This window comes from Rhizobium sp. CFBP 8752 (assembly GCF_014842035.1).
GTDB lineage: Bacteria > Pseudomonadota > Alphaproteobacteria > Rhizobiales > Rhizobiaceae > Neorhizobium > Neorhizobium soli.
This window is the reverse complement of record NZ_JACYUZ010000001.1, coordinates 577,570-604,514: the sequence shown is the minus strand read 5'-3', so window position 1 is coordinate 604,514 and position 26,945 is coordinate 577,570. Positions and strand designations below refer to the sequence as shown.

Below are 26,945 nucleotides of genomic sequence, written 5' to 3'. Positions count from 1 at the left end.
GTCAGCCCTGCTTTTGCGGCGCAATCTGCGCCGTAATCAGGCTGGACAGGGCCTCGACCAGCGCTGCATCTGCGCCGCGCCTGGAAATCAGCACGAACTCGACATCCTGCAGCGTTGGCAAACGGTCCCCGGTGATCTCCTTGAGGCCTTCGGGCGCCATGCTGCGCGGCTGCACGAGCACGCCCATTCCCGCCCGCGCCGCAGCCGTCAAACCGCTGAGACTGCCGCAGGTGCAGACGATCCGCCAGGACATACCGGCTCCATCCAGCGCCTCTTGCGCCACCCGCCGCGTGATCGAGGGCGACGGGAAGGCGATCAGCGGCAGAGCATCGGTCCGGTCGATCATGCGCTCCGGATCCCGCGCCAGCCACACAAGCGGCTCGCGGTAGAGCAGACGCCCATGGGTTTCCCCCACATGCCGTTTGGCGAGAACCAGATCGAGATCGCCCGCGTCCTGCATCTGATTGAGCACGGCCGACAGCGCCACGGTCAGCTCCAGATCGACGAGTGGATGCAAACGAATAAAATCTTCGAGAATGCCCGTCAGCCGGCTCGCAACCACATCCTCGGAAACGCCGAGCCGCAATCTGCCACGCAGCCGGCTTTCGCCGAACAGCGAGGACACCTTGCTGTTGAGATCCAGCATTCCGCGCGCATAGCCCAGCAGCGCCTCCCCTTCCGTCGTCAGCCGCACGTGGTGCGTATCCCGCGAAACGAGCTGACGCCCGAGCGACTTTTCCAACCGCTGGATATGCTGGGTAACGGTCGACTGCCCGAGCCCCAGCCGCGCTGCCGTATCGGTAAAACTTCCCGTCTGCTCCAGCACGAGAAAACTGTTCAGGTGATGCAGGTTGAGCATGGTTATCCGACTTCACGATAGCTGTTAGTGTTTGCATTCAAATTCATGATAAGCGAAGACAGCCTCGACAAACAATGAAATCGTCGAAGGATTTTCCATGCGCCGCTACCTGCCGGATCGCTTCACCGTCATGCTCGTCTGCACCGTCATCCTCGCCTCCTTCCTGCCGATCCAGGGCGTATGGGCGGAATGGTTCGGGGTGGCGACAGACATCGCCATCGGCCTCCTCTTCTTTCTGCATGGCGCTCGCCTGTCGCGGGATGTGGTGGTCGCAGGCGTCCTGCACTGGCGCCTGCATCTGACGATCCTTTTGACGACGTTCGCGATCTTCCCGATCCTTGGGCTCATGATCGGGTTCGTTCCAGAAGACATCCTGCCGGCACCGCTTTACATGGGCATCCTCTTCCTCTGTGTGCTGCCGTCCACCGTGCAGTCGTCGATCGCCTTTACCTCGATGGCGGGCGGCAACGTGCCGGCGGCGATCGTCGCGGCATCCGGCTCCAACATTCTCGGCATGTTCCTGACCCCGCTTCTGGTCGGCCTGCTTCTGTCGACGACCGGCGACGCCGGCGTTTCGACCGATGCCATCCAGAAGATTGGTCTTCAGCTTCTGGCACCGTTCATCGCCGGCCAGATCCTGCAGCCGTGGATCGGCAACTGGATCCGCTCCAAGAAGAAGATCCTCTCGCCCGTCGACCGCGGCTCGATCCTGATGGTCGTCTACCTCGCCTTCTCGGAAGCGGTCATCGAAGGAATCTGGAGCCGATTTTCGGTGAGCGACATCGCGGCAGTCGTCGTCATCGACATGCTGCTTCTGACCGTCGTCATCTGCATCACCATGTTCGGCAGCAGACTGCTCGGCTTCAAGAAGGAAGACGAGATCACCATCACCTTCTGCGGCTCGAAAAAATCGCTGGCAAGCGGCGTACCAATGGCCAACGCCATCTTCTCCGGCCAGTCGGCCTCGATCGGCGCCATCGTCCTGCCGATCATGCTGTTCCATCAGATCCAGCTGATGGCCTGCGCCGCGATCGCCCAGAAATACGCCGATCGCGCCAGGGCCAAGGAAGAAGCCCTCGCCAAGGTCGCCGCAGCCTGAAACCGGCGTACAGACCTTAAGGTCTGCCAATCAGGGCCGAAGCTTTGGCCCTGATTTCCTGAAGCTCAGAGGCTGAAACACGGCTCTTGCGTTCGGCGCGGCGTGAGCGCCAGTCGAGGCTTTTTACCTGATCTGCAAGGACGCATCCTTTGTCGTCCTTCAGAACGACCTCGAATGGATACCCTTTCACCTTCGTCGTCATCGGGCAGCAGAGCATCAGTCCGAAACGATTGTAGCTTGCGGGACTAAGGACGACTGCAGGCCGCCGCCCCGCTTGCTCGTGTCCGGACTGCGGCGAGAAATCAAGCCAGAGGATGTCGCCGGCATCGGGAACGTTGGACTGAGCGTTCACAACGCTTCTCTGCCGACCGGCGCACCAAAGTCGGCCTCGTCATGCAGATTGTCGGCGTTCATACCGGCAACAAGGTGGTCTAGCGTTGTGTCCAGTTCGGTAACAGCCTGGATAACGATACGGCCGTTTTCTTCGGATACTTCGACGACGGAATCCGGCTTGAGGTTTGCCGCTTCCATGACAGCTGCCGGAATGCGAACAGAAGCGCTGTCGCGCGATTTCTTGACAGTAACACGCATCGGCACTCCCTCACGTTGAAGATCAGGCTGAGATAATGTCGATACGGTAGGCCGCCCGGCAAACCCGGTCAATGCCAACCAAAAACGCCCCCTCCCGGCGTGGGAAGAGGCGTCTGTATGCTACCCGTGACTGGAGGTCATTGGGCTGTCATTACTCTCCGTGGCGGGTCAGTTGACCTGCTGCGGAGCGATCTGTGCTTCGATCGTCTTGACGCTGTCGGACGCATCGGCCGCAATCGAGATACGGCGTGGCTTGAGCGCTTCCGGAATGTTGCGCACCAGATCGATGTGCAAGAGACCATTCTTCAGCGAAGCGGTTTCGACTTCCACGTGATCGGCGAGCTGGAAGCGGCGCTCGAAGGCGCGCTTGGCGATGCCGCGGTAGAGATATTCGGTCTCGGCACCGGCTTCGTCATCGCTCTTCTCGCCCTTCACGGTCAGCGAATGGGCCTGGAATTCGATCGAGAGTTCCTTCTCGTCAAATCCCGCGACAGCCATCGTGATGCGATAGGTGTTGTCGCCGGTCCGCTCGATATTGTAGGGCGGATAGCTCTGCGCCTGATCGCCAAGGTTGCGATTGTCAAGCAGATTGAAGAGACGGTCGAAACCGACGGTGGAGCGGTACAGGGGGGAAAAATCGACGTGACGCATAAAGTCCTCCATTGAAGCGACGTTGCGGTTTAGGTTTGGCGTCTCACCCCGTTCTGGCGATGAAGACCCCGTTCTGCAGGCCCTTTCGGCGCCTGCAGAGGAAAGATGGGAATTGATTTTCCGTCATTCAAGAGGTTTTTTCATTGGGGGAATTCATCCCGTGACGGGCTCGGCTTCCTGGTTATAGGCCGACAGGTCAGAGTTCTCCGCTCCGGCCTCGCCTCTATCCGCATCCACCATTTCAGATGATTTCACTTGACGTGGCGGCCCGGATCGCTTGAGCCTGTCGGCATGACTGACACGCCCCACGCCTCACAGACCCTGTTGCGATCGACGCCGGAAAACCCGGCGCCGGCCGATTACACCGCTGGCCATTTCACCGGTCACCGCGGCACGAAGCTGCGTTACGCGCTTTTCCGCTCACCGGTCTCACCAGCCCGCGGCACGATCGTGCTGCTGCAGGGGCGCAATGAGTTCATCGAGAAATATTTCGAGACTATCCGCGAGCTCAACGCGATGGGCCTGTGGGTCGCGACCTACGATCTGCGCGGCCAGGGCGGTTCCGACCGCGAGACGCGGCATCCGAAAAAAGGCCATGTCAGACATTTCTCCGACTACCAGAAAGACCTCGACATCTTTCTCGAGCAGATCGTGCTTCCGGATGCGCGCCTGCCGTTTTTTCTGATCGCCCATTCCACCGGCGCGCTGATCGCCCTGTCGTCGGCGCCGAAACTCGCCAACCGGATCAGCCGCATGGCGCTGCTGTCGCCCTATATCGGCTTTCAGGGCCAGGCCCTGCCGGAACGCATCGTCTGGCCGCTTTCGACGGTCATGCGCTGGACCGGGTTCGGCAAGATCCAGCTTGGCGGAGACAAGCGCTTCATACCCTTCGAACGAAACGGCCTGACCGGCGATCGCACCCGCTTCGAGCGAAATCTCGGCCTCTACGCCGCCTATCCGGAACTGACGGTCGGCGCACCGACGGCCGGCTGGGTTCACGAGACCCTTCGCGCAGGCCGGCGCGTCTCGTCGCAGGCGCATCTGACACGGATCACCATTCCGACGCTGATCATCGCGCCTGTCCTCGATGGCGTCGTGCCCTATTCTGCGCAGGAGGAACTATCGCGAAATTTCCGCGCGGCACAGCTCATCACCATCACCGGCGGCCGCCATGAGCTGCTGCAGGAAAAGAATATCTACCGGGCCCAGGTGATGGCGGCGCTCGAGGCCTTCATGCCTGGGCTCGATGGCGGCATAGACCTCAGCGAAACCGCGGCCTGACCCGTCTTATCGGCGCGCCAGCAGCGCAAGCGCTTCGGCGTGCACGCTACGCGAACCGGCGGCGATGATATTGCCGCCGTTCTCCGGCCGGCCACCATCCCAATCGGTGATGATGCCGCCGGCCTGCTCGATGATCGGGATCAGCGCACCGACATCATAGGGCTGAAGATTGTTCTCAACCACGAGATCGATATGACCGCCCGCCAGAAGGCAATAGGCGTAGCAATCGCAGCCATAGCGGAACAACCGCACCTTTTCTTCGATCGAGCGGTAAAGGGCCAGATCCTCGCCCTCGAAAATATGCGGTGACGTGGTGAAGAGAACGGCGTCGGACAGCTGTCCGCAGTCACGCACCGAAAGCACGGCCTCGCCGCCCGGCCCGCGATAGGTCGCAACCTTGCCATCGGCAAAATAGCGTTCGCCGGTAAACGGCTGGTCCATCATGCCCATCGTGGCGCGACCATTCCACTGCAAGCCGATCAGCGTGCCCCACAGCGGCACGCCTGAGATAAAGGCCCGCGTCCCGTCGATCGGATCGATGACCCAGACATGCTCGCGGTCGAGCCCGACATTGCCATGCTCTTCGCCCAGGATGCCGTGTTCGGGGAAACGCGCCTCGATCAGGGTCCGGATCGCGGTTTCCGCCGCCCTGTCGCCCTCGGTCACCGGATCGAAACCGCCGGCCAGCTTGTTGACGACGGAGACACCGGTGCGGAAGCGCGGCAGCGTCTGCTCGCGGGCGGCATCGGCGAGCGTATCGAAAAAGGCGCGATCAGGCAGCATCAACAACTCCGTCCCAGAAAAGCTGCCCCCGTTCTAAAGCAGGTCTTGACGCTTAGAAAGGCCTGAACCGTTCTTCGAGTGACCAAAACGCGGTCACATCGCCAAATAATGATGCAATTTTCATCACACAAAATAATTGATTGACAAATGTGCATAACGGACGTAGCGTCTTCATACAGTCTTTGACTGTAAATACCCTCCTTGGGTGTTTCCTCCCTAGACTTAGCCGCGCTGTAAGCGCGGTTTTTTTTGTCCAAAATACAGGGGTGGAAGGGTATCGCGATGAGCACGCAGATTTCTGCGTCCAGCGGCATCGAATGCGTTCTGTCAGGGAAGTCGGCTACCTCGGCGATCGAAGTCAGCCTGATGCGGGGATACTATTCCGCGGCGAGCGCGGTATCGCCGGCCGAGAAATCAGCGACGAAGTCCGCCATCTGGCGCATGAAGAGCGAGAGTGCGGCGGCGATCGCATCAAATTCCGGCCGCTTCGAAAGCGTCCCCTCATCCACGTAAAGCCCGCGGTTGATCTCGATCTGCAGCGCGTGCAGGCCGCGCACGGGCCGGCCGTAGTGTTCGGTGATGAAGCCGCCAGCATAGGGCTTGTTGCGCACGGCGGCAAAACCCATCTCGCTCAGGAAGCTGAGCGCTGCGCGCGAAATTTCGGCAGACGCGCTTGTGCCGTAACGATCGCCGATGATGAAGTCGGGCTTCACGTTCGAACCCGAAAGCCGGATATTGCCAGGCATCGAATGACAATCAATCAACACGCAGATGCCGAACCGGGCATGCGTGGCCGCGATCAGCCGGCGCAGGCAGGCATGGTATGGCTTGTAGATTGCCTCGATCCGGGACAGGCCCTCCGCCACCGAAAGCTTGCGCCGGTAGATATCCATGTTCTCGGCGACGATGCGCGGAATGGTGCCGAGGCCACCGGCAACGCGCATCGATCCGATATTGGCGTAAGGCGGCAACGGACCATCGAACATACGCGGATCGAGTTCGAACGGCTCGCGATTGACGTCGAGATAGGCCCGGGGGAAATGGGCGGCCAGCAAGGGCGCGCCAAGTTCCGGCGCATCAGCGAAGAGATCGTCGACATAATGATCTGCCGAACGGCGAATCGCCATCGAGTCGAGATTGCTGTCGGCAAGAAAGCTTTCCGGGTAGCACCGGCCGCTATGGGGAGAGTTGTACACGAAGGGAATGGTTTGCCTGGCAGGTTCCCTTACCTCGAAATGCTCAGGATCGCCGGCGTTGAAATCCATTCCGTTTTTACCATGTCATGAACAAGTCGGATGAGGTATGTTGCCAGTTGCCCGGCGGGAAGTCCATACTATGTAATCCCACCAAGGCTGCTTCGGCTCTTATTAAACGGATGTTTACCGTCAATTGAGAGTGTAGACGGCCATACAGCCACGACTCATAGACAGATAGCGGTCCCCGAGATGCTTCCAAAAATCCTTCTCGCCGAAGATGACAACGACATGCGCCGGTTCCTGGTGAAAGCGTTGGAAAAGGCGGGCTACAAGGTCATTTCCTTCGACAACGGCGCCAGCGCCTACGACCGGCTCCGCGAAGAGCCTTTCTCGCTGCTCCTGACCGACATCGTCATGCCCGAGATGGACGGCATCGAGCTTGCCCGCCGCGCGACCGAACTCGACCCCGATCTCAAGGTCATGTTCATCACAGGGTTTGCCGCCGTCGCTCTGAATTCTGATTCGAAGGCCCCGAAGGATGCAAAGGTTCTCTCCAAGCCCTTCCACCTGCGCGATCTTGTGGATGAAGTGAACAAGCTTCTGGCCGCGTAAGCCCGGTTTTCCGGCGGCTGTCAAAAAGACTTCACAAAACCGGAAAAAGCCTATTGACGGCACATCGGTTTCTGTGGTCTTAAGCCGCCCATCGGATGGGCGTATAGCTCAGCGGGAGAGCACTACGTTGACATCGTAGGGGTCACAGGTTCAATCCCTGTTACGCCCACCATCCTGATTAGCCGCAAGGCACGAAAGGCTTCCGGGAAACCGGAAGCCTTTTTCGTTTCAAGCCGTTAACCGACCGCATAACGTCTCGTCACCATTCTTCCATCCGTAACAATACCAATAGCGCGAGGCTTGCGGATGCGGGAGCTTGTGGGTCTGAGTTTGTGGCTGGCCTCTCGGCCAGTGGCACTCAGGCGGCCGGGGTCGTGTGGGGCTCCGGCCGCTTCAATAGCGCTTCACTTCCCGAATTTACCGCAAACAAAAGCCGCCCGTGGAAGCTCCAGGGCGGCTTTGCTGTTTTGATCCCTGGGGTCTTTCTTAGAAGACCACGGCGCCTGCCGTCAGTGCCAGAACCAAGAAGATCAGGAAGATCACGATAGCGATAAAGAACAGGATTTTCGCGATGCCCGCGGTGGCAGAGGAGACGCCGGAGAAGCCGAGGAAGCCTGAAATCACGGAGATGACGAGAAAGATGAGAGCCCATTTCAGCATGGTATTATTCCTTCATATTTGATGCGGGAACAACGTGACAAAAGGTTCCAGGTTCCAGCGCCGTGATGGCCGCGAAGAAATATTCCGGCAAAAATGTGAACTACGCGTCGGCAAGCAGATGCACTCGTCCCGAGATGCCGATCGACACCCGGTCGCCTGACGCAATCAGCTCGCGGCCGGGGATATCCAGGCGGAAGGAAATCTCGCCCTCGGCGATACCGTCTCCGGCGAGTGTTATCCTCGCATCAAGCGACGGGCCGCAGAAAACCACGTCGCTGACCATAGCCGAGACCCCGTTGTCCGGCGCGTATTCGATCCGGCTGACGGTAAACTGCTCAGGCCGGATCATGATCTGCGCCCGGCCGCGATAGGTGACGTCCGCAACCTCTAGCCGGCCGATCGGGCTGTCTGCTATCCCGTCGCTCACCATGGCCGGCAGCACGACCGCTTCTCCGAGGAAGGTGGCCGTCGCCCGGTCGACGGGTTTAAGATAGACCTCGCGCGGCGTGCCGACCTGGGCGAATTTTCCCGCCCGCATCACGACCAGCTCATCGGCGAAGGCAAGCGCTTCCGCCTGGTCATGGGTAACGAGAATGGTGGTGACGCCGGCAGCAGACAGTACGTCGGCCACAGCCTTTCGGGTGGCGGTCCTCAGGCCCATGTCGAGCGCCGAGAAGGGTTCGTCCAGCAGCATCAGCCGCGGCCTGCGGGCAAGCGCCCTTGCCAGCGCCACGCGCTGCTGCTGGCCGCCGGAAAGCTGATCCGGCTTGCGGGCAAGCATCGCCCCGTCAAGCCCGACCATCTCCATCAGTTCCGCAGCCCTTGTCTGTTTGGCGTCGCGATCCGCGTCCATGCCGAAACCGATATTGTCGAGCACCGAAAGATGCGGAAACAGGCAGCCGTCCTGCGCCACGATGCCGATATTACGTCGGTAGGCAGCAACATGCGCGTCCGCATTGGACATGATCTCGCCGCCAAGCGTGATCGAGCCGGCGTCAGGAACCTCGAACCCGGCAATCAGCCGCAAAAGCGTGGTCTTGCCGCAGCCGGAAGGGCCGACGATGGCCGTGCGGCTTCCGCTTTGGGCTGCAAGGTCGACACCGGCAACGGCTGCGACGGAACCGTAGCTCTTGGCAACGGAGGAAAGGGTAAGCAGCGTCATCGCCCGGCGATCTTTTTTGACTGGTGGTGAAGGAGAAGGGTGAGCGGCAGCGAAAACAGGATCATCAGCAGCGCATACGGTGCGGCTCCCGCATAGTCGATCTCGCTGGTCAGCGCCCAGAATGCCATGGCAAGCGTGCGCGTGCCGTTGGGCGCCAGCATCTGGGTCGCGGTCAGCTCGTTCATGATGCCGAGCGAGGAAAGCGCCATGGCAGATGCAGCGCCGGGCGCCGCCAGCCGCACTGTGGTGGACCAGAGCGCCCGCGCGGGCGAACGTCCGAGACTTTCGGCCGCCTGTTCCAGCTCTGCCGGCACCTGCGCGATGCTGGCGCGCAGGCTGACCAGCGCCCGCGGCAGAAACATGATGACGTAGGCGATGACGATCGTCGCCACCGTCTGGTAAAGCGGCAGCATCACCCGGATCGAGATCGTTACCAGAGCGAGCGCAACAACCACGCCCGGCATCGAGCTTGCGAGATAATAGCAGCCTTCGAGAAACCGACTGGAACGCGTCGGGCGGCGCACCGAAAGCCAGGCGATCGGCACGGCGGCAGCAGCCGTCGCCACACCGCCGATCACGCAGATCGTCAGCGTCTGGGAAAGGGCCAACCCGATCTCGCTGAATTGCCAGATATCAGCACCACCGGCGATCAGCCAGCGCCCGAGCGTCAGCACCGGCACGCCAAGCGAAACCGCAGTAGTCACGACCGGCAGCAGCAGGCAGGGATATCGCCAGACGCCAAGCGAGGCGCGCACCGGATGGCGGGCAACGCCCGAGCCCAGCCGGGCATAGCGACGGCGGCCCCGCACAGCGGCATCGACGCCGATCAGCACGAAGCAGCAGGCCACCAGCACCAGCGCCAGCATATGCGCTGCAACGCCGTTGTAGGTGGACTGGAACTGGTCAAGAATTGCCGTCGTGAATGTGTCGAACCGGATCATCGCATAGAGCCCGTATTCCGACAGGAGATGCAGGCTGATCAGCAGCGCCCCGCCACACAGTGACAGTCTGAGTTGCGGCAACACAACACGCCGCATGACAGCAGCGGGCGAAAGACCGAGAGAGGCCGCCTGATCCTCCAGTGCCGGATCGATCAGCCGAAGGGCCGCCGACACGGGAAGGTAGACGAAGGGAAAGTAGGTCACGACCGAGATCGCGACGCCCGCTCCAAGCCCGTTCAGCCGCGGCCACATACCGATCCAGGCATAGGACTGCACGAAAGCGGGAATGGCGAGCGGCACGATGGCAAGCCAGGCCCATAGCTTTGCACCCGGCAGGTCGGTGCGCTCCGTCAGCCATGCAAGCGCTGTTGCAAGAACCGTCGCGACCGGCACCGTGAAGACGATCAGCGCAACGGTATTGAACAGGAGGTCGCCGACACGGGAACGGAAGATCAGCTGCGATGCCGTTTCCCAGCCGGTCGCAACCGTTGCCCAGAACACGAACCCGAGCGGCGTCAGCGTCAGGGCGGCAATCGCAACGGCGATTGCCAGCGTCCAAGACGATCCGGCAAGGGGTTTCCCCGCAGGCTTCCGGCGCGGCCGGCTGGCAACCATGCTCTCGGTGGTAAACGTCATCGCGTGCTCAAGAAAGAAGAGACATCGCAGGTACGCCCTGCGATGTCCGTGCGCAACAGGATTCGATGGTGTTTAGAGAATGCCGGCGGCTGTCATCATGTCGGTGACCTTGGCATTGTTGAGGCTCGAAGGCTCGACCTTCGGCGCCTGAAGGTCGGCAATCGGAACGAGCGCCTTGTTGGAAGCCTCGTCCTTGCCGACGGCGTATTCGAACGAGGTGCCGTCACGCAGAATCTTCTGGCCGCCCTTGCCGGCAAGCCATTTCAGAAATGCCTGCGCCTGCTCCTTGTGCTTGGAAGAGGCCAGAATGCCACCGCCGGAGATCGACACGAAGGCGCCCGGATCCTGGTTCTTGAAGTAATGCAGCGCAACGTTCTTGCTGTTTTCGCCGGTCTTCGCCTGATCGCCGAAATAGTAGTAGTGATAGATCAGCGCGCCTTCGAACTGGCCCGCATTGACGGCCTTCATGGCGGTGGAATTGCCACGCACGGCAGTGAAGTTCTCTTTCATGCCCTTCAGCCAGGCAGCGGTTTCCGGCTCACCCTTCAGCTGCAGAAACGCGCCGACGATCGCCTGGAAATCGGCACCCGACGGAGATGCGGCCCAACGGCCCTTCCATTCGGGCTTGGCGAGATCGAGCATCGATTTCGGCAGCTTGTCCTCGGTGAGCTTGGTCTTGTCATAGGCAAACACGGTGGAGCGCGCGGCAATTCCGGTCCAGTGACCGTTGGCCGGGCGGAACTGCTCGGGAACGAGATCGAGCGTTGCCTTGTCGACAGGCTCAAACAGCCCCTTGCCATCGACAAGCGCCATGGCCGGCGAATTTTCCGTCAGAAACAGGTCGGCCGGCGAGTTGGCGCCTTCCTGCACAATCTGGTTTGCCATTTCGAGGTCGGATCCGTTGCGCACCGTAATGACGATGCCGGTCTCTTCCTTGAAGGCCTCGACCCATTCCTTGGTCAGGCCCTCGTGCTGGGCATTGTAGATCGTCAGGCTGTCGGCGACCTGCGCGTTGGCCGGCATGGACAGAGCAAGTAGCGAAACGGCGAGCGAAGCTCCGGCCGAAAGAGCAGACAGAATTTTCAAGTTTGCCTCCAATTTATAAGCGTCATCGCATCGATAGCCAAAGCCGACCTGCGTAGTCAAGTTTAAGAATCGAACGGGGATGGAGACCGATTGCGGCAAATGCCGGCGAATCAGGTAGAGCTGAAACGAACACATCAAGAACAAGCCGCGGAAGCTGAATGTCGGTTGCTTATCTGGAAAAATTGAACGAGGCCCAGCGCCGCGCGGTCGAGCATGGTTCGGACGTTCCGGATGGCGGCGCTGCGGGACCGCTTCTGGTGATTGCAGGCGCAGGCTCGGGCAAGACCAATACGCTTGCCCATCGCGTTGCCCACCTGATCGTGTCAGGTGCCGATCCTCGCCGCCTGCTGCTGATGACGTTTTCCCGCCGTGCGGCCTCCGAAATGGGCCGCCGCGTCCAGCGCATCTGCCGCGAAGTGATGGGGGCGAAGTCCGGCGTCATGACCGATGCGCTCGCCTGGGCCGGCACGTTTCACGGCATCGGCGCAAGGCTGTTGCGGATCTATGCCGAACAGATCGGCCTCGACCAGGAATTCACCATCCACGACCGTGAGGATTCCGCCGACCTGATGAACCTCGTTCGCCACGAGCTCGGCTTCTCCAAGACGGAGAGCCGGTTTCCGACCAAGGGCACCTGCCTTGCGATCTATTCGCGCGCCGTCAATTCCGAGACGCCGCTGGACGAGGTGCTGAAGACCTCCTTCCCATGGTGCCTCGCCTGGGAACCGCAGCTGCGCGACCTGTTCGCCTCCTATGTGGACGCCAAGCAGGCGCAGAACGTTCTCGATTACGACGATCTTCTGCTCTACTGGGCGCAGATGATGAGCGAGCCGCTGATTGCGCAGGATGTCGGCGAACGGTTCGATCACGTCATGGTCGACGAATACCAGGACACCAACCGGCTGCAATCCTCGATCCTGATGGCGATGAAACCCGGCGGCCGCGGCCTGACGGTGGTGGGCGACGACGCCCAGTCGATCTATTCGTTCCGCGCCGCCACGATCCGCAACATCCTCGATTTCCCCGCGACCTTCGATCCGCCGGCCAACATCGTCACGCTCGACCGCAACTACCGCTCGACCACCACCATTCTGGCAGCCGCCAATGGCGTCATCGAACTTGCCCGCGAGCGGTTCACGAAAAACCTGTGGACCGACCGGCAGTCGGAGGAGAGACCGCGTCTGGTCACCGTCAAGGACGAGACTGAACAGGCGAGCTATATCGTGGAAAAAATCCTCGAGAACCGCGAAACCGGCATGTTGCTGAAGCAGCAGGCCGTGCTGTTTCGCGCCTCGCACCATTCCGGTCCGCTGGAAGTGGAACTCACGCGCCGCAACATTCCCTTCGTCAAGTTCGGCGGCCTGAAATTCCTCGATAGCGCCCATGTGAAGGACATGCTGGCGGCTCTGCGCTTTGCCCAGAACCCGCGTGACCGGGTTGCGGGGTTCAGGCTTCTGCAGCTCATTCCGGGTATCGGCCCGCAAACGGCGGCAAAGATCCTCGATGCGATCGCAGCTGATCCGGAACCGCTGGCGGCACTCCAGGAAATCCCCTCGCCTCCGAGGTCCGGAGAAGACTGGCCGGCCTTTGTCGAGATGCTCGGCGCCGTCAGGAAAAGCGAAGGCTGGCCTTCCGAGATCGGGCTCGCCCGCCAATGGTACGAGCCGCATCTTAGCCGCATCCACGAAGATGCCGACACCCGCAAGGCCGACCTTCTGCAACTGGAGCAGATCGCCTCGGGCTACGCGTCGCGCGAACGCTTCCTCACCGAACTGACGCTCGATCCGCCGGATGCGACGAGCGATCAGGCCGGCGTTCCGCTGCTGGACGAGGATTACCTGATCCTTTCGACCATCCATTCCGCCAAGGGCCAGGAATGGCGCTCGGTTTTCCTGCTCAACTGTGTCGACGGCTGCATTCCCTCCGATCTCGGCACCGGCACGACAGCCGAAATCGAGGAGGAACGGCGGCTGCTCTACGTGGCGATGACGCGCGCGAAGGATCACCTTCACCTGATCACGCCGCAGCGTTTCTTTACCCACGGCCAGCATTCCCAAGGCGACAGGCACGTCTACGCCTCACGCTCCCGCTTTATCCCGGCAACGCTGCTGCAGTTCTTCGAAAGCACCGCCTGGCCGGTGGTGGCGCAAATGACCGAAGCCGAACGCCAAGCCCGCCACCAGATCCGCATCGACGTAACCGCAAGAATGCGCGGCATGTGGCGCTGACCGTCACAAGTTGCGCGAACGTATAGGCAAGCTGCCTGACAATGGAGATTGCGTGTTGGAAATATCGTCGCTTGAAACCGCATTCTCGATGAAGGAGCCGGTCATCGGCCTCCGATTTGCATCCGAAGACCTGTCCGATTTCATCACGTCCGAATCGAAATTTTCGGATTGCCGGTTCAACGATTGCATCTTCGATGGCGCGAAGATCAGAGAATGCGAATTCATCGGCTGCAGCTTTTCCAACTGCTCCTTCAAGGAAGCCGAGTTTTTCAACTGCATCTTCGTCGATCGCGAAACGCAGGCAGGATCTGCGTGGAATTACTGCGACCTCAACGAGGCGAAGTTTAAGGCCTGCAACCTTTCCAACAACCGCATCGTCAAATGCGAAGCCTTCCTGCTCGAGATCACCGATTCGTCGGCCGTCGGTCTGCAGTTCGACGCCGAGGTTCATCGCAAGATCAGCAAGCGCATGATGTTTGGCGGCGTCGTCTTACAGCGTTGCAAGCTGCAGTACGCGGTGTTTGCGGCCTCAAGCTACGAAGAGAGCCGGTTCGAGAGCTGCGATCTCAGAGACTGCTCGTTTGTCGAAAGCAATCTCAGCCGCGTCAGCCTGATGGGATCGAGCCTCAACAATATCGATTTCACCGGCGCGACGCTTGATTTCGCCAACCTCTCGCAGGCGACCTTCGACGAGATGGATCTTGCAGCCATGGCGTCGTTCAAGGGCATGACTGTCAGCCGCGACCAGCACGAAAACCTGCTCCGCTCGATGGGAATTCTGACGTCGGGATAAGCAGCAGACACAACCGGTGGGCGGAAAGGCTTTCCTTTCAAACCGAAAAAGCATTAGAGCGACCGTTCTGCGTCGAAGGAGACTGAAGTGGACAGCAATCAATCGGCAAGGGCCTCGCGGGCGACGTCGTCAGCCCAGCCGGCCCCGTCGACGAAGAAGGCTGCAGCGTGGATGCTGACGTCGATCAGCCTGCTGCTGCTGATGGCGATTTCCGGCCGGATCATCACCCGCGAGATCGACGTCTTCCAGGTGATGGAAATGCGCTCGATCATCGCCTTCTTCATGCTTTTGCCGCTGGTGTTTCGCGAGGGCGGCTTCAAAGCCATGCGGACCACCATCCTGCCGGCCCATATCGGCCGCAACGTCGCCCACTATATCGGCCAGTTCGCCTGGCTGATGGGCCTGACGCTCATCCCGCTCGCGCAGGTGATCGCCATCGAATTCACCGCCCCGATCTGGGCCGCGCTCATGGCAGCGGCGTTTCTCGGGGAGAAGCTGACATGGCGCAAGGGTGCGGCGATCGGCTTTGGGCTCGCCGGCGTGCTTTTGATCCTGCGGCCAGGCGCCGCCCCGCTCAACCCCGGCCACCTGATCGTGCTGGGCGCTGCCTTCTTCTTCGCCATCTCCTTCATCACCACCAAGCTCCTGACGCGCACCGACAGCGCCACCAAGATCATCTTCTGGATGCTGATCATCCAGTCGATCATCGGGCTGATCCCGGCAATCAGGGTATGGACCTGGCCGTCCGCGGGGATCTGGCCGTGGATCTTCCTGATCGCGTTCACCGGGACATTCGCGCATTACTGCATGGCAAAGGCGCTGTCTTATGCCGATGCGACGGTGGCGATGCCGATGGATTATCTCCGTGTGCCGGCCTCGGCCCTCATCGGCTACCTTCTCTACGCCGAAGCCATCGACGGCCTGACCGCCGCCGGCGCAATCCTCATCCTCGCCGGCAACCTCTTCAACCTGCGACGCCCGAACGCCGGAAGAATCCAACAGACGCCGCCGTGAGATCGGTTTAGTCTTGTTCCTTGAATGCTGCGGGGATATCGCGCGCGCCGTGCAGGATGCGCTCAATTCTCACACCATCCTGGGACACGGTGTAGAACATCACGTACCGTTTGAAGTGGATGCAACGAAGCCCGGTCGCGCATCAGGAGCGGCGTCCGCCATATCTGGCTTCAAGCCGATGGAAGACGTCATCCGCCGGAATGCCCGGCCCACTCTCGATCCCGGTGCGGATATCCGCCTTCAGTGCATCGAGCCCAGCCTTGCCGTGCTCCTCCATCTCTTCGAGCAGGCGAAGGCTATCGCGCATGACCTCGCTTTCGCTCGCATAGCGTCCGCTTTCCACCAGTTTGCGCACGAAGCTTTCGTAATGGGCTCCGAGTTCATAACTGGAAGGCATAAGATCCACCCTTGTTTCACCGAAATTATCAATCTTCGACATCCACGTAAAGCGTATCCCCTTGCGCAACTCGTCACCGCTTCTCCAGCAACTCGATCTGGATCTGCTGGAGTTCTGCGAGCCGTTCCCACTGCTTGGCCATCTGGTGATCGATCTTTTCATGCAGCTGGCGGATTTCGAGTTCGGCTCGAAGGTTGACCATGTAGTCGTTTTCGCTGCGCAGCCGGTCCTTGTCCTCCTGCCGCCTCTGACTCATCATGATGACGGGTGCCTGCAGGGCGGCAAGCGAGGACAGGACGAGATTGAGCAGGATGAACGGATAGGGGTCAAACGGATCGGCGGACAAACCAACCACGTTGAGCGCCATCCACAAAACCAGCACGGCTACAAAGGACAGGATGAAGGTCCAGGAGCCTCCGAAGGCGGCGACCCTGTCGGCGACCCTTTCCCCGAACGTTTCCGCCTGGTCGACTGCGGCGGGTGCGCCCGCCTGAACCGTGAGCGTTCCCTTTTCGAAACTGTCGAGCACGCGGGCGTCGAGCTCGGTGATCTCGCCCCGCTCCTCTTCCAGCAGTGCCTCCACGTAGCGCCGCCTGAAGCGCGCCAGATCCTCGTCGCAGATCAGACTGTCGGCGCTACAGGTCTTTACCTCCTCCGCGATCATCTCGAAGAGATGCGGCCTTAGAGTGCCCGCCTTGTGAAGCTTCGATACCGCAAACGTGCGACCGCAGATGAGGCATTGCCCGGTTCTCCCTGTCGTTTGAGAAGCATGCTTACCCATTGTCTCAAGCCTCGTTCTTCGTATCGACAGCCAGGAGCGGCGCCAGATGAAATACCTTTGGTGAAAATCTGTCCGAAAACGCGTCGGAGCGGCCGATATAGATCAGTGTCGAGCCGGTAAGCCCGGCCAGCACGTCGAGCAACAGCGCCTGCGTCTCCGGTTCGAGCCCTTCCAGGACGTCGTCCATGATCAGCCAGTCCGGCTTTCGAAGCACGGCATTGGCGATCTGCAGCGCCACTTCCTCGTCCTTGTCGAGCAGCCGGTCCCATCGCTCCACCTCGTCGAGTTTATCGACGAGCCGATGCAGACCGACTTTCTCCAACGCTTGCGCCAGCGCCGCGTCGGTCATGTCGGGAATGCCATCGCGCATGCCAGCAGGCCCAGTCGCCGGATAGGTCATGACCTCGCGCAGTGATGCGGTCGGCAGATAACCTTCCTGCGGCATCATGATCATCCGATCTGCGGCCGGCAGTCGGATCTCGCCCTTGCCCCAGGGCCAGATACCGGACAGTGCCTGGAACAGAAGATGCCGGTCTGTCCCCGGATTGCCGTTGATCAGCACCCGCTCGCCGGGCCGGATGGTGAAGGCGCCTTCCGCGACCCTGATGCCATGGCCGTCCCCACCCTTGTCGGGTTCGCCGAAGACCGCAAGGTCGGTCACGGACAGCACGTCCTCCCCATCGCTTTTCCGGTAGGTGAGGACGGAGCCTTCCATCGCCGGCGTATCCATCGAAACCAGGGCATTGCGGAACGAGGAGACACGGCCGAGCGTCGCCCGCCAGTCGGCGATGACGCTGAAATTCGCCACATACCAGCGCAGCGCCTGGTTGACCTGGTTGAAGGCGCCGACCGCCATCATCAGACCGCCGAACGAAAGATTGCCGGAAAAATACATCGGCGAGGCAATGATGATCGGCGCCACCAACGCCAGCCAGCCGAAACCGGCCGACACCCAGGTCAGGTTGGTAAGCGCCCAGGCAAGCTTGCGCAGCATGCCGAGCACACCATCGATTGCGGCGTGAACGCGAAAAAGCTCGCTTTCCTCGCCACGCGCAAGCGTGATCGGCTTCATGTTCTCGTTCGCTCGGACAAGAGTCGCGCGCAGATCAGCCTCGCGGGCATAGCGCTGCGCATTCAGCCGCGCCAGCCGGCTGCCGACGACGTTGCTCATGACGGATCCGAAAAGGGCGTAGAGGATCGTCGCCCACAGCATATAGCCGGGAATGACAATGGTACGACCGCCGATCTGCAGGCCGAAATCGGTCGAGATCGACCATAGCACGCCGATGAAACTTGCAAGAAGAATGGTCGAATTGACGAGACCGATCGACAGTGACGTCGTGTTTTCGGCCAGGATGCGGGTGTCCTCATGCAGTCTCTGGTCCGGATTGTCGGCGATCGCGCCGGCACCGGCAAGCTTCAGGGCCCGCCCCGGCGTCAGCCAGACATCGGCGAGATCGCGGGCCAGCCCCTCTCGCATCCGCATCGCGGCGATCTGGTTCAGCCATTGCTGGATGACGTTGAGCAGTGTCAGGAGCGAGGCGAGGACTCCGAACACCACAAGCTGGTGGAGGAATTCGGGCATGTCGCGCCGCGCCAAGGCATCGTAGAACGGTCCGTTCCACTCGTTCAGCCGATAGGTGGCGTAGGTGGTCGCAAAGATGACGCAGAGCAGCGCGGCCGTGAGCGCGAGAACGGGATTGCGCACCGGGGACGCCCAGAACGCCCCTGTCATCATTTTGAGCTGGCCAGACAGAGGAAGTTCATAGGGCTCCGCCTTATCTTGCGAATTCACCATCTGCCGCCGGCTCCTGCCTGTCTGTGTCGAGTCCTAACTACCACAAGGGAATTGCGAAGGTGCGAGAAAGGCGTGCCGTTCACGGCTGACCGGGAACAGCGTCGAGCGTCCCACGATCGAATGCGGACGTCCCCTCGTCACATCGCCTTGAACAGCACACTCGGATCGGTGAGGTATTTTGCAAAGATCGGCAGGCTGGCGCCGCCGATGGCGCGGGCGTGGCTGCCGACCTTGCCCTCGATGATATCGGGGATGATGACGCCTTGCAGGTCCAGCCGCTTGACGGCCTCGATCGTCTCGGTGACGATCCGCTTGCGCACCCATGACGGAAAGCCGCCATCGATCACGGCAGCCCCGAAATCGATGATCGAGGCGCTGGCAATGATGGCCTGGGCAAGCGCTGCCGCCGTCTCGCCGATCCACAGATCGAGCGGCGCGCCGAAATCGATCCATTCGTCGGCCGAATACCAGAGCGGCTCCGGATCGATCCCCTTTTCCTTCAGCATGTTCTCGAGAACGAAAATTGAAGCGACGTCGAGCAACTGCCGGGTTGAACCGTCCCTGCCGCGCACCGGAAGTGGCGCGACGGCGCCTGCCGTCCCGGTACGGCCGGAAAACACCGCGGAGTTCAGAACGATGCCGCCGCCGATAAATGACCCGATGAAGAAATAGACGAAGTCCGGATAGGACGGACCGATCCCAAACACCAGCTCCGCACCGCAGGCGCTGGTCGCGTCGTTCTGCAGGTAGACGGCATGCTTGGTCGAGGCGGAGACCTCCTGCTGCAGGTCGAAATCGCGCCAGAGGTCCATCGCGCCCGCAGGCGCGCCGACCTCGTCTGCCCAGTTCCACAGTTCGAACGGCGCCGAGATCCCGATGCCGGCGATCCGCTCACGCTCGACCATGCTGAGCTGGCCCTCGAGCCTGCCGATCCCCTTGCCGATGATCTCGATGATCTTCTGCGGCACTGGGTAGGCGTAGGTTTCGTGATGATGCATCCGGATCTGCCCGACGAAATCCATCAGCACCAGATCGGCGCTGCGCCGGCCGATTTTCACCCCGAAGGAAAACACGGCATCGGGATTGAGCCGCATCGGGACCGACGGCTGCCCCACCCGGCCGCGGATCGGTTCGCCGCGCAGCAGAAGCCCGTCCTTTTCGAGCGATCGCATGATCACCGACACAGTCTGCGCCGACAGTCCGCTGGCGCGGGTAATGTCCGCCTTCGACATTTCGCCGTGCATGCGAACAAGCGAAAGGACCAGCCTCTCGTTATAGGCACGCACGCGAACCTGGTTCGATCCGCCCGAAAAACTGCCGAGCGGCATCGACCCTGTCGCGGTACTTCCCGCGATCGACATTGGAACTCCTCCCGAAACTCGCCGTGGATCGTCGCTCCACGCATGCCGAATATGCCACCGTGGATAAATAATTCAATCGGAATTAATTATTGACAGCTCATGGAAAACTGGTCTTAATCCGGGCTGCAGAGGACATGGGAGGCTTGGAGACGGCGCTCGTCGAATTCGATGGCACCCGGTGTTTCTGAACATTTGCATCAATCGCCCCAGGCTTGGGGAAAAGATCTCTCGGGAGGAGATATCATGAAAAAGACTGTGCTTTCTGGCGCCTTTGCGGCGCTTGTCCTCGGCGTTGCGTTTTCCGCTCCGGCGCACGCAGCCGGCGTCTCCGCCTGCCTCATCACCAAGACAGATACCAATCCGTTCTTCGTGAAGATGAAGGACGGTGCGACTGCGAAAGCCAAGGAACTCGGCGTCACGCTGAAATCCTATGCCGGCAAGATCGATGGCGATTCCGAAAGCCAGGTTGCCGCGATCGAAACCTGCATCGCCGATGGCGCCAAAGGTATTCTGATCACCGCGTCCGACACCAAGGGCATCGTGCCGAACCTCAAGAAGGCCCGCGACGCCGGCATGCTGATCATCGCGCTCGACACGCCGCTGGAGCCGATCAATGCGGCCGATATGACGTTTGCGACGGACAACCTTCTGGCCGGCAAGCTGATTGGCCAGTGGGCCAAGGAAACGCTCGGCGACAAGGCCAAGGATGCCAAGGTGGCCTTCCTCGACCTTACCCCGTCGCAGCCTTCCGTCGACATCCTGCGCGACCAGGGCTTCATGATCGGTTTCGGCATCGATCCGAAGGATCCGAACAAGATCGGCGACGAGGACGATCCGCGCATCGTCGGCCATGACGTGACCAACGGCAATGAAGAAGGCGGCCGCACCGCGATGGAAAACCTTCTGCAGAAGGATCCGACCATCAACGTCGTCCACACGATCAACGAACCGGCAGCAGCCGGCGCCTATGAAGCGCTGAAGGCCGTCGGTCGCGAGAAGGACGTGCTTCTAGTCTCCGTCGACGGCGGCTGCCCAGGCGTCAAGAACGTTGCCGGCGGTGTCATCGGTGCAACCTCGCAGCAGTATCCGCTGCAGATGGCGTCGCTCGGCATCGAGGCGATCAAGAAGTTCGCCGATACCGGTGAAAAGCCGAAGCCGACTGCCGGCAAGGACTTCTTCGATACAGGCGTGACGCTCGTGACCGACAAGCCGGTTCCCGCGATCAAGTCGATCGACACCAAGGAAGGTCTGAACAAGTGCTGGGGCTGATCCCCACCTGCATTTGAAAGATCAAACCACTACCCTCCCCGCAACGGGGAGGGCTTGATCCGGCGGCAACCGCTCAGACAATCCCTGCGTCCGCCGCAAGTCTTCTCCCACCGGGGTGGGAGAGATGGCCGGCAGGCCGGAGAGGGTCTCTCACTGTCGAGCGACAACGGAATTTCTCGGAGGAACATCCATGACCGAGCCAACGGCGGCATCGCCGCATCATGACTACGAAAAGGTTCTGAAGGACAGTTCGACCGACGTCGCGTCCTTCGACGGCGACAAGAAAACGCCAGTCCAGAAATTTCAGCACTTCCTGCACACCAGTCCGTCGGCGGTTTCGCTGATCGTCCTCGTCGCAGCCCTGCTGGTGTTCGGCATCCTTCTCGGCGGAAAATTCTTCAACGCCTTCTCCCTGACGCTGATCCTGCAGCAGGTGGCAATCACCGGCATTATCGGCGCGGCACAGACGCTTGTCATCATGACCGCCGGCATCGATCTTTCGGTCGGCGCCATCATGGTCCTTTCCTCTGTCGTCATGGGCCAGATGGTCTTCCGCTACGGGGTTCCTGTTGAAATCGCCATTCCCTGCGGCTTCGCGGTCGGCGCGATTTGCGGCTTCATCAACGGCTTCCTGATCGCCCGCGTGAAACTGCCGCCCTTCATCGTCACGCTCGGCATGTGGCAGATCGTGCTTGCCACCAACTTCCTCTATTCCTCCAACGAGACGATCCGCTCGCAGGAAATCGAGGCGACGGCTCCGCTTCTGCAGTTCCTCGGCACGACGTTCAAGGTCGGCGGCGCCGTCTTCACCTTCGGCGTTGTCGCGATGGTGCTGCTGGTCGCCGTCCTCTGGTACGTGCTCAACCAGACCGCCTGGGGCAGACATCTTTACGCAGTCGGTGACGATCCCGAAGCGGCAGAGCTTTCCGGCGTCAACGTCAAGCGCATGCTGATTTCGGTCTACGTTCTGGCCGGCACCATCTGCGCGCTTGCCGGCTGGGTCTCGATCGGCCGCAACGGTTCGGTTTCCCCGACAGTGGGCCAGTTCGCCAACATCGAATCCATCACCGCCGTGGTGATCGGCGGCATATCGCTGTTCGGCGGCCGCGGCTCGATCCTCGGCATGGTGTTCGGCGCCCTCATCGTCGGCGTGTTCTCGTTCGGCCTTCGAATGCTCGGCACCGACGTCCAGTGGACCTACCTCCTGATCGGCGTGCTGATCATCGCCGCCGTCGCAATCGATCAATGGATCAGAAAGGCAGCCGGCTGATGGCACGCGATCCGAACACTCAACCCATCCTCGCCGCCCGCGGACTGGTCAAGCGCTACGGCCGCGTGACCGCCCTCGACAACGCGGATTTCGACCTCTATCCGGGTGAAATCCTCGCCGTCATCGGCGATAACGGCGCCGGCAAGTCGTCGCTGATCAAGGCGATCTCAGGCGCGATCCGTCCCGACGAGGGCGAGATCACGCTGGAAGGCAAGCCGGTCCAGTTCCGCTCGCCGATCGAGGCCCGCGATGCGGGCATCGAGACCGTCTACCAGAACCTCGCGCTGTCGCCGGCGCTCTCCATCGCCGACAACATGTTCCTCGGCCGCGAAATCCGCAGCAAGGGCTTCATGGGCAAATACCTGCGCAAGCTCGATCATGGCGCCATGGAAAAATTTGCCCGCGGCAAGCTCTCCGAACTCGGCCTGATGACCATCCAGAACATCAACCAGGCGGTGGAGACCCTCTCGGGCGGCCAGCGCCAGGGTGTGGCGGTGGCGCGCGCTGCGGCCTTCGGTTCCAAGGTGATCATCCTCGACGAACCGACGGCGGCGCTTGGCGTCAAGGAAAGCCGCAAGGTTCTGGAACTGATCCTCGACGTGCGCTCGCGCGGCATTCCGATCGTGCTGATCAGCCACAACATGCCGCATGTCTTTGAAGTGGCCGACCGTATCCACATCCACCGGCTCGGAAAACGACTGACCGTCATCAACCCGAAAGACTACACGATGTCCGACGCGGTCGCCTTCATGACCGGCGCCAAGGTCCCGACGGAAGCCGTCGCGGCCTAACGGAAATACCTGGGAATGCCCACTCCCCGCTCGCGGGGAGTGGGCACGTACCCTGATCTGACTCTGAGCGCGCAGCCTGCGTCCTTCTCCCCGCCCGCGGGGAGAAGGTGCCGGTAGGCGGATGAGGGGCAATCTCAGCCGGATGACCCTTACCCGGCACAACGATCGAAAACCGAACGAAGCTCACCTTTCGACGTGAGCGGGAAAACAGCCTGCCCCGCCTTGCATTCTTTTCATGCATTGCACAAACTCGCGGCAACGATGACGTAACGGCCCGTTCAACAAGGCCGGCAAGGGGCATAATGTCGATCAAGGCGAGCATCTACCACCTCACCCATTACAGCTATGACAGGCCGGTCCGCATGGGGCCGCAGATCATCCGGCTGAAGCCCGCCGCCCATTCCCGCACAAAAGTGCTGTCGCATTCGCTGAAGGTCACGCCGGAGAATCACTTCGTCAACCTGCAGCAGGACCCCTACGGCAACTACCTCGCCCGCTTCGTGTTTCCCGAACCGGTGACCGAATTCAAGATCGAGGTCGACCTCGTCGCCGACATGACGGTTTACAATCCCTTCGACTTCTTCGTTGAGGAAGAGGCGCAGGCCTGGCCGTTCACCTATCCGGCCGACCTTATCGAAGACCTGTCGATCTACCGCACGCCCGAGCCGCCGGAACCGGCGCTCATTGAATACCTGAAGACGCTGGACATGTCGCCCGGCCAGCCGACCGTGGACATGGTTGTCGGCATCAATGCCCGCCTGCAGCAGGCGATCGGTTATGTCATCCGCATGGAACCCGGCGTCCAGACGCCCGAGCAGACGCTGACCTCGGCCATGGGCTCCTGCCGCGATTCGAGCTGGCTGCTGGTGCAGATCCTGCGCCATCTGGGCTTTGCCGCCCGTTTCGTCTCCGGTTACCTCATCCAGCTGACGCCGGACCTGAAGGCGCTCGACGGCCCCTCCGGCACCGAAGTCGATTTCACCGATCTGCATGCCTGGTGCGAAGTCTATCTGCCAGGCGCCGGCTGGATCGGCCTTGATCCGACATCGGGCCTGCTGACCGGCGAAAGCCACATTCCGCTGGCCGCCACGCCCCATTACCGCAACGCCGCGCCGATTTCAGGCGGTTACTTCGGCGAGGCGAACACGTCGTTCGACTTCGCCATGAACGTCACGCGCGTTGCCGAACATCCGCGCATCACCAAGCCCTTCTCGGATGACAGCTGGGACGCGCTGAACGATCTCGGTGAACAGGTGGACCGCGTGCTGGAAGCCCAGGACGTGCGCCTCACCATGGGCGGCGAACCGACCTTCGTGTCGATCGACGACTTCGAATCCGACGAATGGAACACCGGCGCCGTCGGCCCTACCAAGCGCGAAAAGGCCGACGTCCTCATCCGCAAGCTGCGCGAAAAATTCGCGCCTGGCGGCTTCCTGCATTACGGCCAGGGTAAATGGTATCCGGGCGAAAGCCTGCCGCGCTGGACGTTCTCGCTCTACTGGCGCAAGGACGGCAAGCCGATCTGGAGCAATCCGGATTTGGTGGCCGAGGAAGGCCGCGACTATGGCAGCGGCGAACAGGACTCGCAGCAATTCCTGACGGCACTCGCAGCGGAACTCGATATCGGCGCAGAGATGGTTGTGCCCGCTTATGAGGATCCGGCCGAGTGGATCATCAAGGAGGGCTCGCTGCCTGATAATGTCGATCCATCCAATTCGAAACTCAAGGACCCGGAAGAGCGCAACCGCATCGCCCGCGTCTTCGAACGCGGCCTGACCAACCCGTCCGGTTATATCCTGCCTGTGCAGGCCTGGCAGTCGCATGCGAGAGGCGGCAGCATGGGCGCAAAGCGCTGGATCAGCGAAAAATGGAGCACCCGTCGCGGCAAGATCTTTCTTGTGCCCGGCGACAGCCCGGTCGGCTACCGCCTGCCGCTCGGCACGCTTCCCTATATCCCGCCATCGCAGTTCCCCTATATCCACGAGGCCGATCCCTCGATCCCCCGCACCGCCCTGCCCGACGTGATCGTCCCGCCCGGTCACGAGGCGACGGAAGGCCGCGCGATGCCGGAGCAGTCGTTCACGGCAGGCGACCCGGTCAATCCCGGCCGCGTCGAGCAGACGCTCGGTGAAATCGGCGGCGCGGTGCGCACGGCGATTTCCGTCGAGCCGCGCGACGGCCGGCTCTGCGTTTTCATGCCGCCGGTCGAAAAGATCGAGGACTATCTCGAACTGATCGCCGCTGCCGAAAACGCTGCGACGAAGCTCGGTCTTGCCGTCCATATCGAAGGCTACGCGCCGCCGCATGACGAGCGCATCAACGTCATCCGCGTCGCGCCCGATCCTGGCGTCATCGAGGTCAACATCCATCCGGCCGCAAGCTGGAAGGAGACGGTCGAGACGACAACGGCGATCTATGAAGAGGCCCGCCAGAGCCGTCTCGGCGCCGACAAGTTCATGATCGACGGCCGCCACACCGGCACCGGCGGCGGCAACCACGTCGTGGTCGGCGGCGCCAACCCGAACGACAGCCCGTTCCTGCGTCGCCCGGACCTGCTCAAAAGCCTCGTGCTGCACTGGCAGCGCCATCCGTCGCTGTCCTACCTGTTCTCCGGCCTGTTCATCGGCCCGACCAGCCAGGCACCGCGCCTCGACGAAGCCCGCCACGATTCGATGTACGAGCTTGAAATCGCGATGGCACAGGTGCCGATGCCGGGCCAGGGTGCCGCACCGCTGCCATGGCTCGTGGACCGACTGTTCCGCAACCTTTTGACCGACGTCACCGGCAACACCCACCGTTCGGAAATCTGCATCGACAAGCTATTTTCCCCCGACGGTCCGACCGGTCGCCTCGGCCTCGTGGAATTCCGCGGCTTCGAAATGCCGCCGAATGCGCGCATGTCGCTGGCGCAGCAGCTGCTTGTGCGGGCACTGATCGCCCGCTTCTGGAAAAACCCGGTTCAGGGCAGGTTTACCCGCTGGGGCACGGCGCTGGCGGACCGGTTCATGCTGTCCCATTACATCTGGGCCGATTTCATGGACGTGCTGGCGGACCTTCGCGAAAACGGCTTCGACCTTAGGCCCGAATGGTTCGAGGCACAGCTCGAGTTCCGCTTCCCATTCTTCGGTGAAGTCGAGTACGAAGGCGCCAAGCTGGAACTGCGCCAGGCGCTGGAGCCCTGGCATGTGATGGGCGAACAGGGCGCGATCGGCGGCACGGTGCGCTATGTCGACAGTTCAGTAGAACGCCTGCAGGTGCGGCTCGAAACCAGCAATCCGCAGCGCTATACGGTCGCCTGCAACGGTCGCGCCGTCCCCTTGACGCCGACGGGCATATCCGGTGTTTCGGTCGCCGGCGTGCGCTTCAAGGCCTGGCAGCCGTCCTCCGGCCTGCATCCGGTTCTGCCGGTCAATACACCGCTGACATTCGATATCTATGATACATGGTCCAGCCGCTCGATCGGTGGCTGCATCTATCATGTTGCCCATCCGGGCGGTCGCAACTATGAGACCTTTCCGGTCAATGGCAACGAAGCGGAAGCGCGAAGGCTCGCACGGTTCGAACCGTGGGGACACACGGCCGGCAGTTATGGTTTGATGCAGGAAATGCCGTCGCCCGAATTTCCGCTGACACTCGATCTGCGCCGGCCACCCGGGATTTAACTGAACCACCTGGGTTTTAACTGG

At 61.3% G+C, this 26,945-nt stretch carries 25 protein-coding genes and 1 tRNA gene; 11 read left to right on the top strand and 15 right to left on the bottom strand.

All coding sequences use genetic code 11. The features are described 5' to 3' along the window. Position 1: 1 nt before the first annotated feature. The gene (locus IFT59_RS02790) at positions 2-859 is read right to left on the bottom strand and encodes a LysR family transcriptional regulator (RefSeq protein WP_062460971.1); all 858 of its coding nucleotides are present in this window, start codon (positions 857-859) and stop codon (positions 2-4) included. Between the two features lie 97 nt (positions 860-956). Here IFT59_RS02790 and IFT59_RS02785 point away from each other — a divergent pair, with 97 nt between their 5' ends. Next, positions 957-1,958: a bile acid:sodium symporter family protein gene (locus IFT59_RS02785; protein WP_062582327.1), complete on the top strand. Its 1,002-nt coding sequence runs from the start codon at positions 957-959 to the stop codon at positions 1,956-1,958. Between the two features lie 16 nt (positions 1,959-1,974). Here the strand turns inward: IFT59_RS02785 and mazF are convergent, their stop codons facing one another. The 3 genes from mazF to IFT59_RS02770 form a co-directional block, all read right to left on the bottom strand. Then, positions 1,975-2,310, bottom strand: coding sequence for an endoribonuclease MazF (gene mazF, locus IFT59_RS02780; protein ID WP_192086035.1), 336 nt, complete (start codon positions 2,308-2,310; stop codon positions 1,975-1,977). Next, positions 2,307-2,549 (bottom strand): AbrB/MazE/SpoVT family DNA-binding domain-containing protein, encoded by a 243-nt coding sequence (locus IFT59_RS02775; protein WP_192086034.1) that lies wholly within the window; start codon positions 2,547-2,549, stop codon positions 2,307-2,309. The genes mazF and IFT59_RS02775 overlap by 4 nt, the downstream gene beginning before the upstream one ends. 168 nt (positions 2,550-2,717) lie before the next feature. After that, entirely contained in the window at positions 2,718-3,200 is a 483-nt protein-coding gene (locus tag IFT59_RS02770) for an Hsp20 family protein (protein ID WP_062460976.1), read from the bottom strand. A gap of 291 nt (positions 3,201-3,491) precedes the next feature. Here IFT59_RS02770 and IFT59_RS02765 point away from each other — a divergent pair, with 291 nt between their 5' ends. After that, a complete protein-coding gene (locus IFT59_RS02765) occupies positions 3,492-4,481 on the top strand; it encodes an alpha/beta fold hydrolase (RefSeq protein ID WP_062582322.1) in 990 nt (329 codons plus the stop codon). 6 nt (positions 4,482-4,487) lie between these two features. On the opposite strand, the gene hisN is transcribed toward IFT59_RS02765, so the two are convergent. Next, the gene (gene hisN / locus IFT59_RS02760) at positions 4,488-5,264 is read right to left on the bottom strand and encodes a histidinol-phosphatase (RefSeq protein ID WP_174196123.1); all 777 of its coding nucleotides are present in this window, start codon (positions 5,262-5,264) and stop codon (positions 4,488-4,490) included. A 377-nt stretch (positions 5,265-5,641) separates the two neighbouring features. Next, a complete protein-coding gene (locus IFT59_RS02755; RefSeq protein WP_192086033.1) occupies positions 5,642-6,529 on the bottom strand; it encodes an N-formylglutamate amidohydrolase in 888 nt (295 codons plus the stop codon). Between the two features lie 180 nt (positions 6,530-6,709). Between IFT59_RS02755 and cpdR1 the strand changes: the two genes are divergently transcribed. Both cpdR1 and IFT59_RS02745 read left to right on the top strand, forming a co-directional pair. Beyond that, entirely contained in the window at positions 6,710-7,072 is a 363-nt protein-coding gene (gene cpdR1 / locus IFT59_RS02750; RefSeq protein ID WP_062460988.1) for a response regulator CpdR1, read from the top strand. A gap of 97 nt (positions 7,073-7,169) precedes the next feature. After that, positions 7,170-7,244: transfer RNA gene (locus IFT59_RS02745), tRNA-Val, on the top strand. Between the two features lie 314 nt (positions 7,245-7,558). Here IFT59_RS02745 and IFT59_RS02740 read toward each other — a convergent pair. The 4 genes from IFT59_RS02740 to IFT59_RS02725 form a co-directional block, all read right to left on the bottom strand. Further along, a complete protein-coding gene (locus IFT59_RS02740; RefSeq protein ID WP_082471987.1) occupies positions 7,559-7,732 on the bottom strand; it encodes a DUF1328 domain-containing protein in 174 nt (57 codons plus the stop codon). A 100-nt stretch (positions 7,733-7,832) separates the two neighbouring features. Beyond that, positions 7,833-8,894 (bottom strand): ABC transporter ATP-binding protein, encoded by a 1,062-nt coding sequence (locus IFT59_RS02735; protein WP_192086032.1) that lies wholly within the window; start codon positions 8,892-8,894, stop codon positions 7,833-7,835. After that, entirely contained in the window at positions 8,891-10,471 is a 1,581-nt protein-coding gene (locus IFT59_RS02730; RefSeq protein WP_113165480.1) for an ABC transporter permease, read from the bottom strand. Before IFT59_RS02730 ends, IFT59_RS02735 begins: the two co-directional genes overlap by 4 nt. A 72-nt stretch (positions 10,472-10,543) precedes the next feature. Further along, positions 10,544-11,494, bottom strand: coding sequence for an iron ABC transporter substrate-binding protein (locus IFT59_RS02725; RefSeq protein ID WP_162238006.1), 951 nt, complete (start codon positions 11,492-11,494; stop codon positions 10,544-10,546). 221 nt (positions 11,495-11,715) lie between these two features. Here IFT59_RS02725 and IFT59_RS02720 point away from each other — a divergent pair, with 221 nt between their 5' ends. The 3 genes from IFT59_RS02720 (at position 11,716) to IFT59_RS02710 (ending at position 15,592) form a co-directional block, all read left to right on the top strand. Then, a complete protein-coding gene (locus IFT59_RS02720) occupies positions 11,716-13,785 on the top strand; it encodes an ATP-dependent helicase (protein WP_192086031.1) in 2,070 nt (689 codons plus the stop codon). 52 nt (positions 13,786-13,837) lie between these two features. Then, positions 13,838-14,578, top strand: coding sequence for a pentapeptide repeat-containing protein (locus IFT59_RS02715; RefSeq protein WP_184654401.1), 741 nt, complete (start codon positions 13,838-13,840; stop codon positions 14,576-14,578). Between the two features lie 171 nt (positions 14,579-14,749). Further along, entirely contained in the window at positions 14,750-15,592 is an 843-nt protein-coding gene (locus tag IFT59_RS02710; RefSeq protein WP_174196783.1) for a DMT family transporter, read from the top strand. 7 nt (positions 15,593-15,599) lie between these two features. Here IFT59_RS02710 and IFT59_RS02705 read toward each other — a convergent pair whose 3' ends face one another. From IFT59_RS02705 to IFT59_RS02685, 5 genes are all read right to left on the bottom strand, one after another. Then, the gene (locus IFT59_RS02705; RefSeq protein WP_280136960.1) at positions 15,600-15,713 is read right to left on the bottom strand and encodes a type II toxin-antitoxin system RelE/ParE family toxin; all 114 of its coding nucleotides are present in this window, start codon (positions 15,711-15,713) and stop codon (positions 15,600-15,602) included. A gap of 21 nt (positions 15,714-15,734) precedes the next feature. After that, on the bottom strand, positions 15,735-15,989 hold the full coding sequence (locus IFT59_RS02700; protein WP_192086030.1) for a type II toxin-antitoxin system ParD family antitoxin: 255 nt from the start codon (positions 15,987-15,989) through the stop codon (positions 15,735-15,737). A gap of 73 nt (positions 15,990-16,062) precedes the next feature. After that, the gene (locus tag IFT59_RS02695) at positions 16,063-16,770 is read right to left on the bottom strand and encodes a DUF1003 domain-containing protein (RefSeq protein WP_192086029.1); all 708 of its coding nucleotides are present in this window, start codon (positions 16,768-16,770) and stop codon (positions 16,063-16,065) included. A 4-nt stretch (positions 16,771-16,774) separates the two neighbouring features. Further along, the gene (locus IFT59_RS02690; protein ID WP_192086028.1) at positions 16,775-18,568 is read right to left on the bottom strand and encodes an ABC transporter ATP-binding protein/permease; all 1,794 of its coding nucleotides are present in this window, start codon (positions 18,566-18,568) and stop codon (positions 16,775-16,777) included. 137 nt (positions 18,569-18,705) lie between these two features. Next, complete coding sequence (locus IFT59_RS02685; RefSeq protein ID WP_062461012.1) at positions 18,706-19,929, bottom strand: ROK family transcriptional regulator; 1,224 nt, start codon at positions 19,927-19,929, stop codon at positions 18,706-18,708. Between the two features lie 243 nt (positions 19,930-20,172). Here IFT59_RS02685 and IFT59_RS02680 point away from each other — a divergent pair, with 243 nt between their 5' ends. The 4 genes from IFT59_RS02680 to IFT59_RS02665 all read left to right on the top strand — a co-directional run bounded on the left by IFT59_RS02680 (position 20,173) and on the right by IFT59_RS02665 (position 26,921). Next, positions 20,173-21,198 (top strand): sugar ABC transporter substrate-binding protein, encoded by a 1,026-nt coding sequence (locus tag IFT59_RS02680; RefSeq protein WP_192086027.1) that lies wholly within the window; start codon positions 20,173-20,175, stop codon positions 21,196-21,198. A 190-nt stretch (positions 21,199-21,388) separates the two neighbouring features. Next, positions 21,389-22,468: an ABC transporter permease gene (locus IFT59_RS02675; protein ID WP_062461017.1), complete on the top strand. Its 1,080-nt coding sequence runs from the start codon at positions 21,389-21,391 to the stop codon at positions 22,466-22,468. After that, positions 22,468-23,259, top strand: a complete 792-nt coding sequence (locus IFT59_RS02670; RefSeq protein WP_062461891.1) for an ATP-binding cassette domain-containing protein — start codon at positions 22,468-22,470, stop codon at positions 23,257-23,259. Before IFT59_RS02675 ends, IFT59_RS02670 begins: the two co-directional genes overlap by 1 nt. Positions 23,260-23,561: 302 nt before the next feature. After that, complete coding sequence (locus IFT59_RS02665) at positions 23,562-26,921, top strand: transglutaminase family protein (RefSeq protein ID WP_192086026.1); 3,360 nt, start codon at positions 23,562-23,564, stop codon at positions 26,919-26,921. Positions 26,922-26,945: the final 24 nt, after the last annotated feature.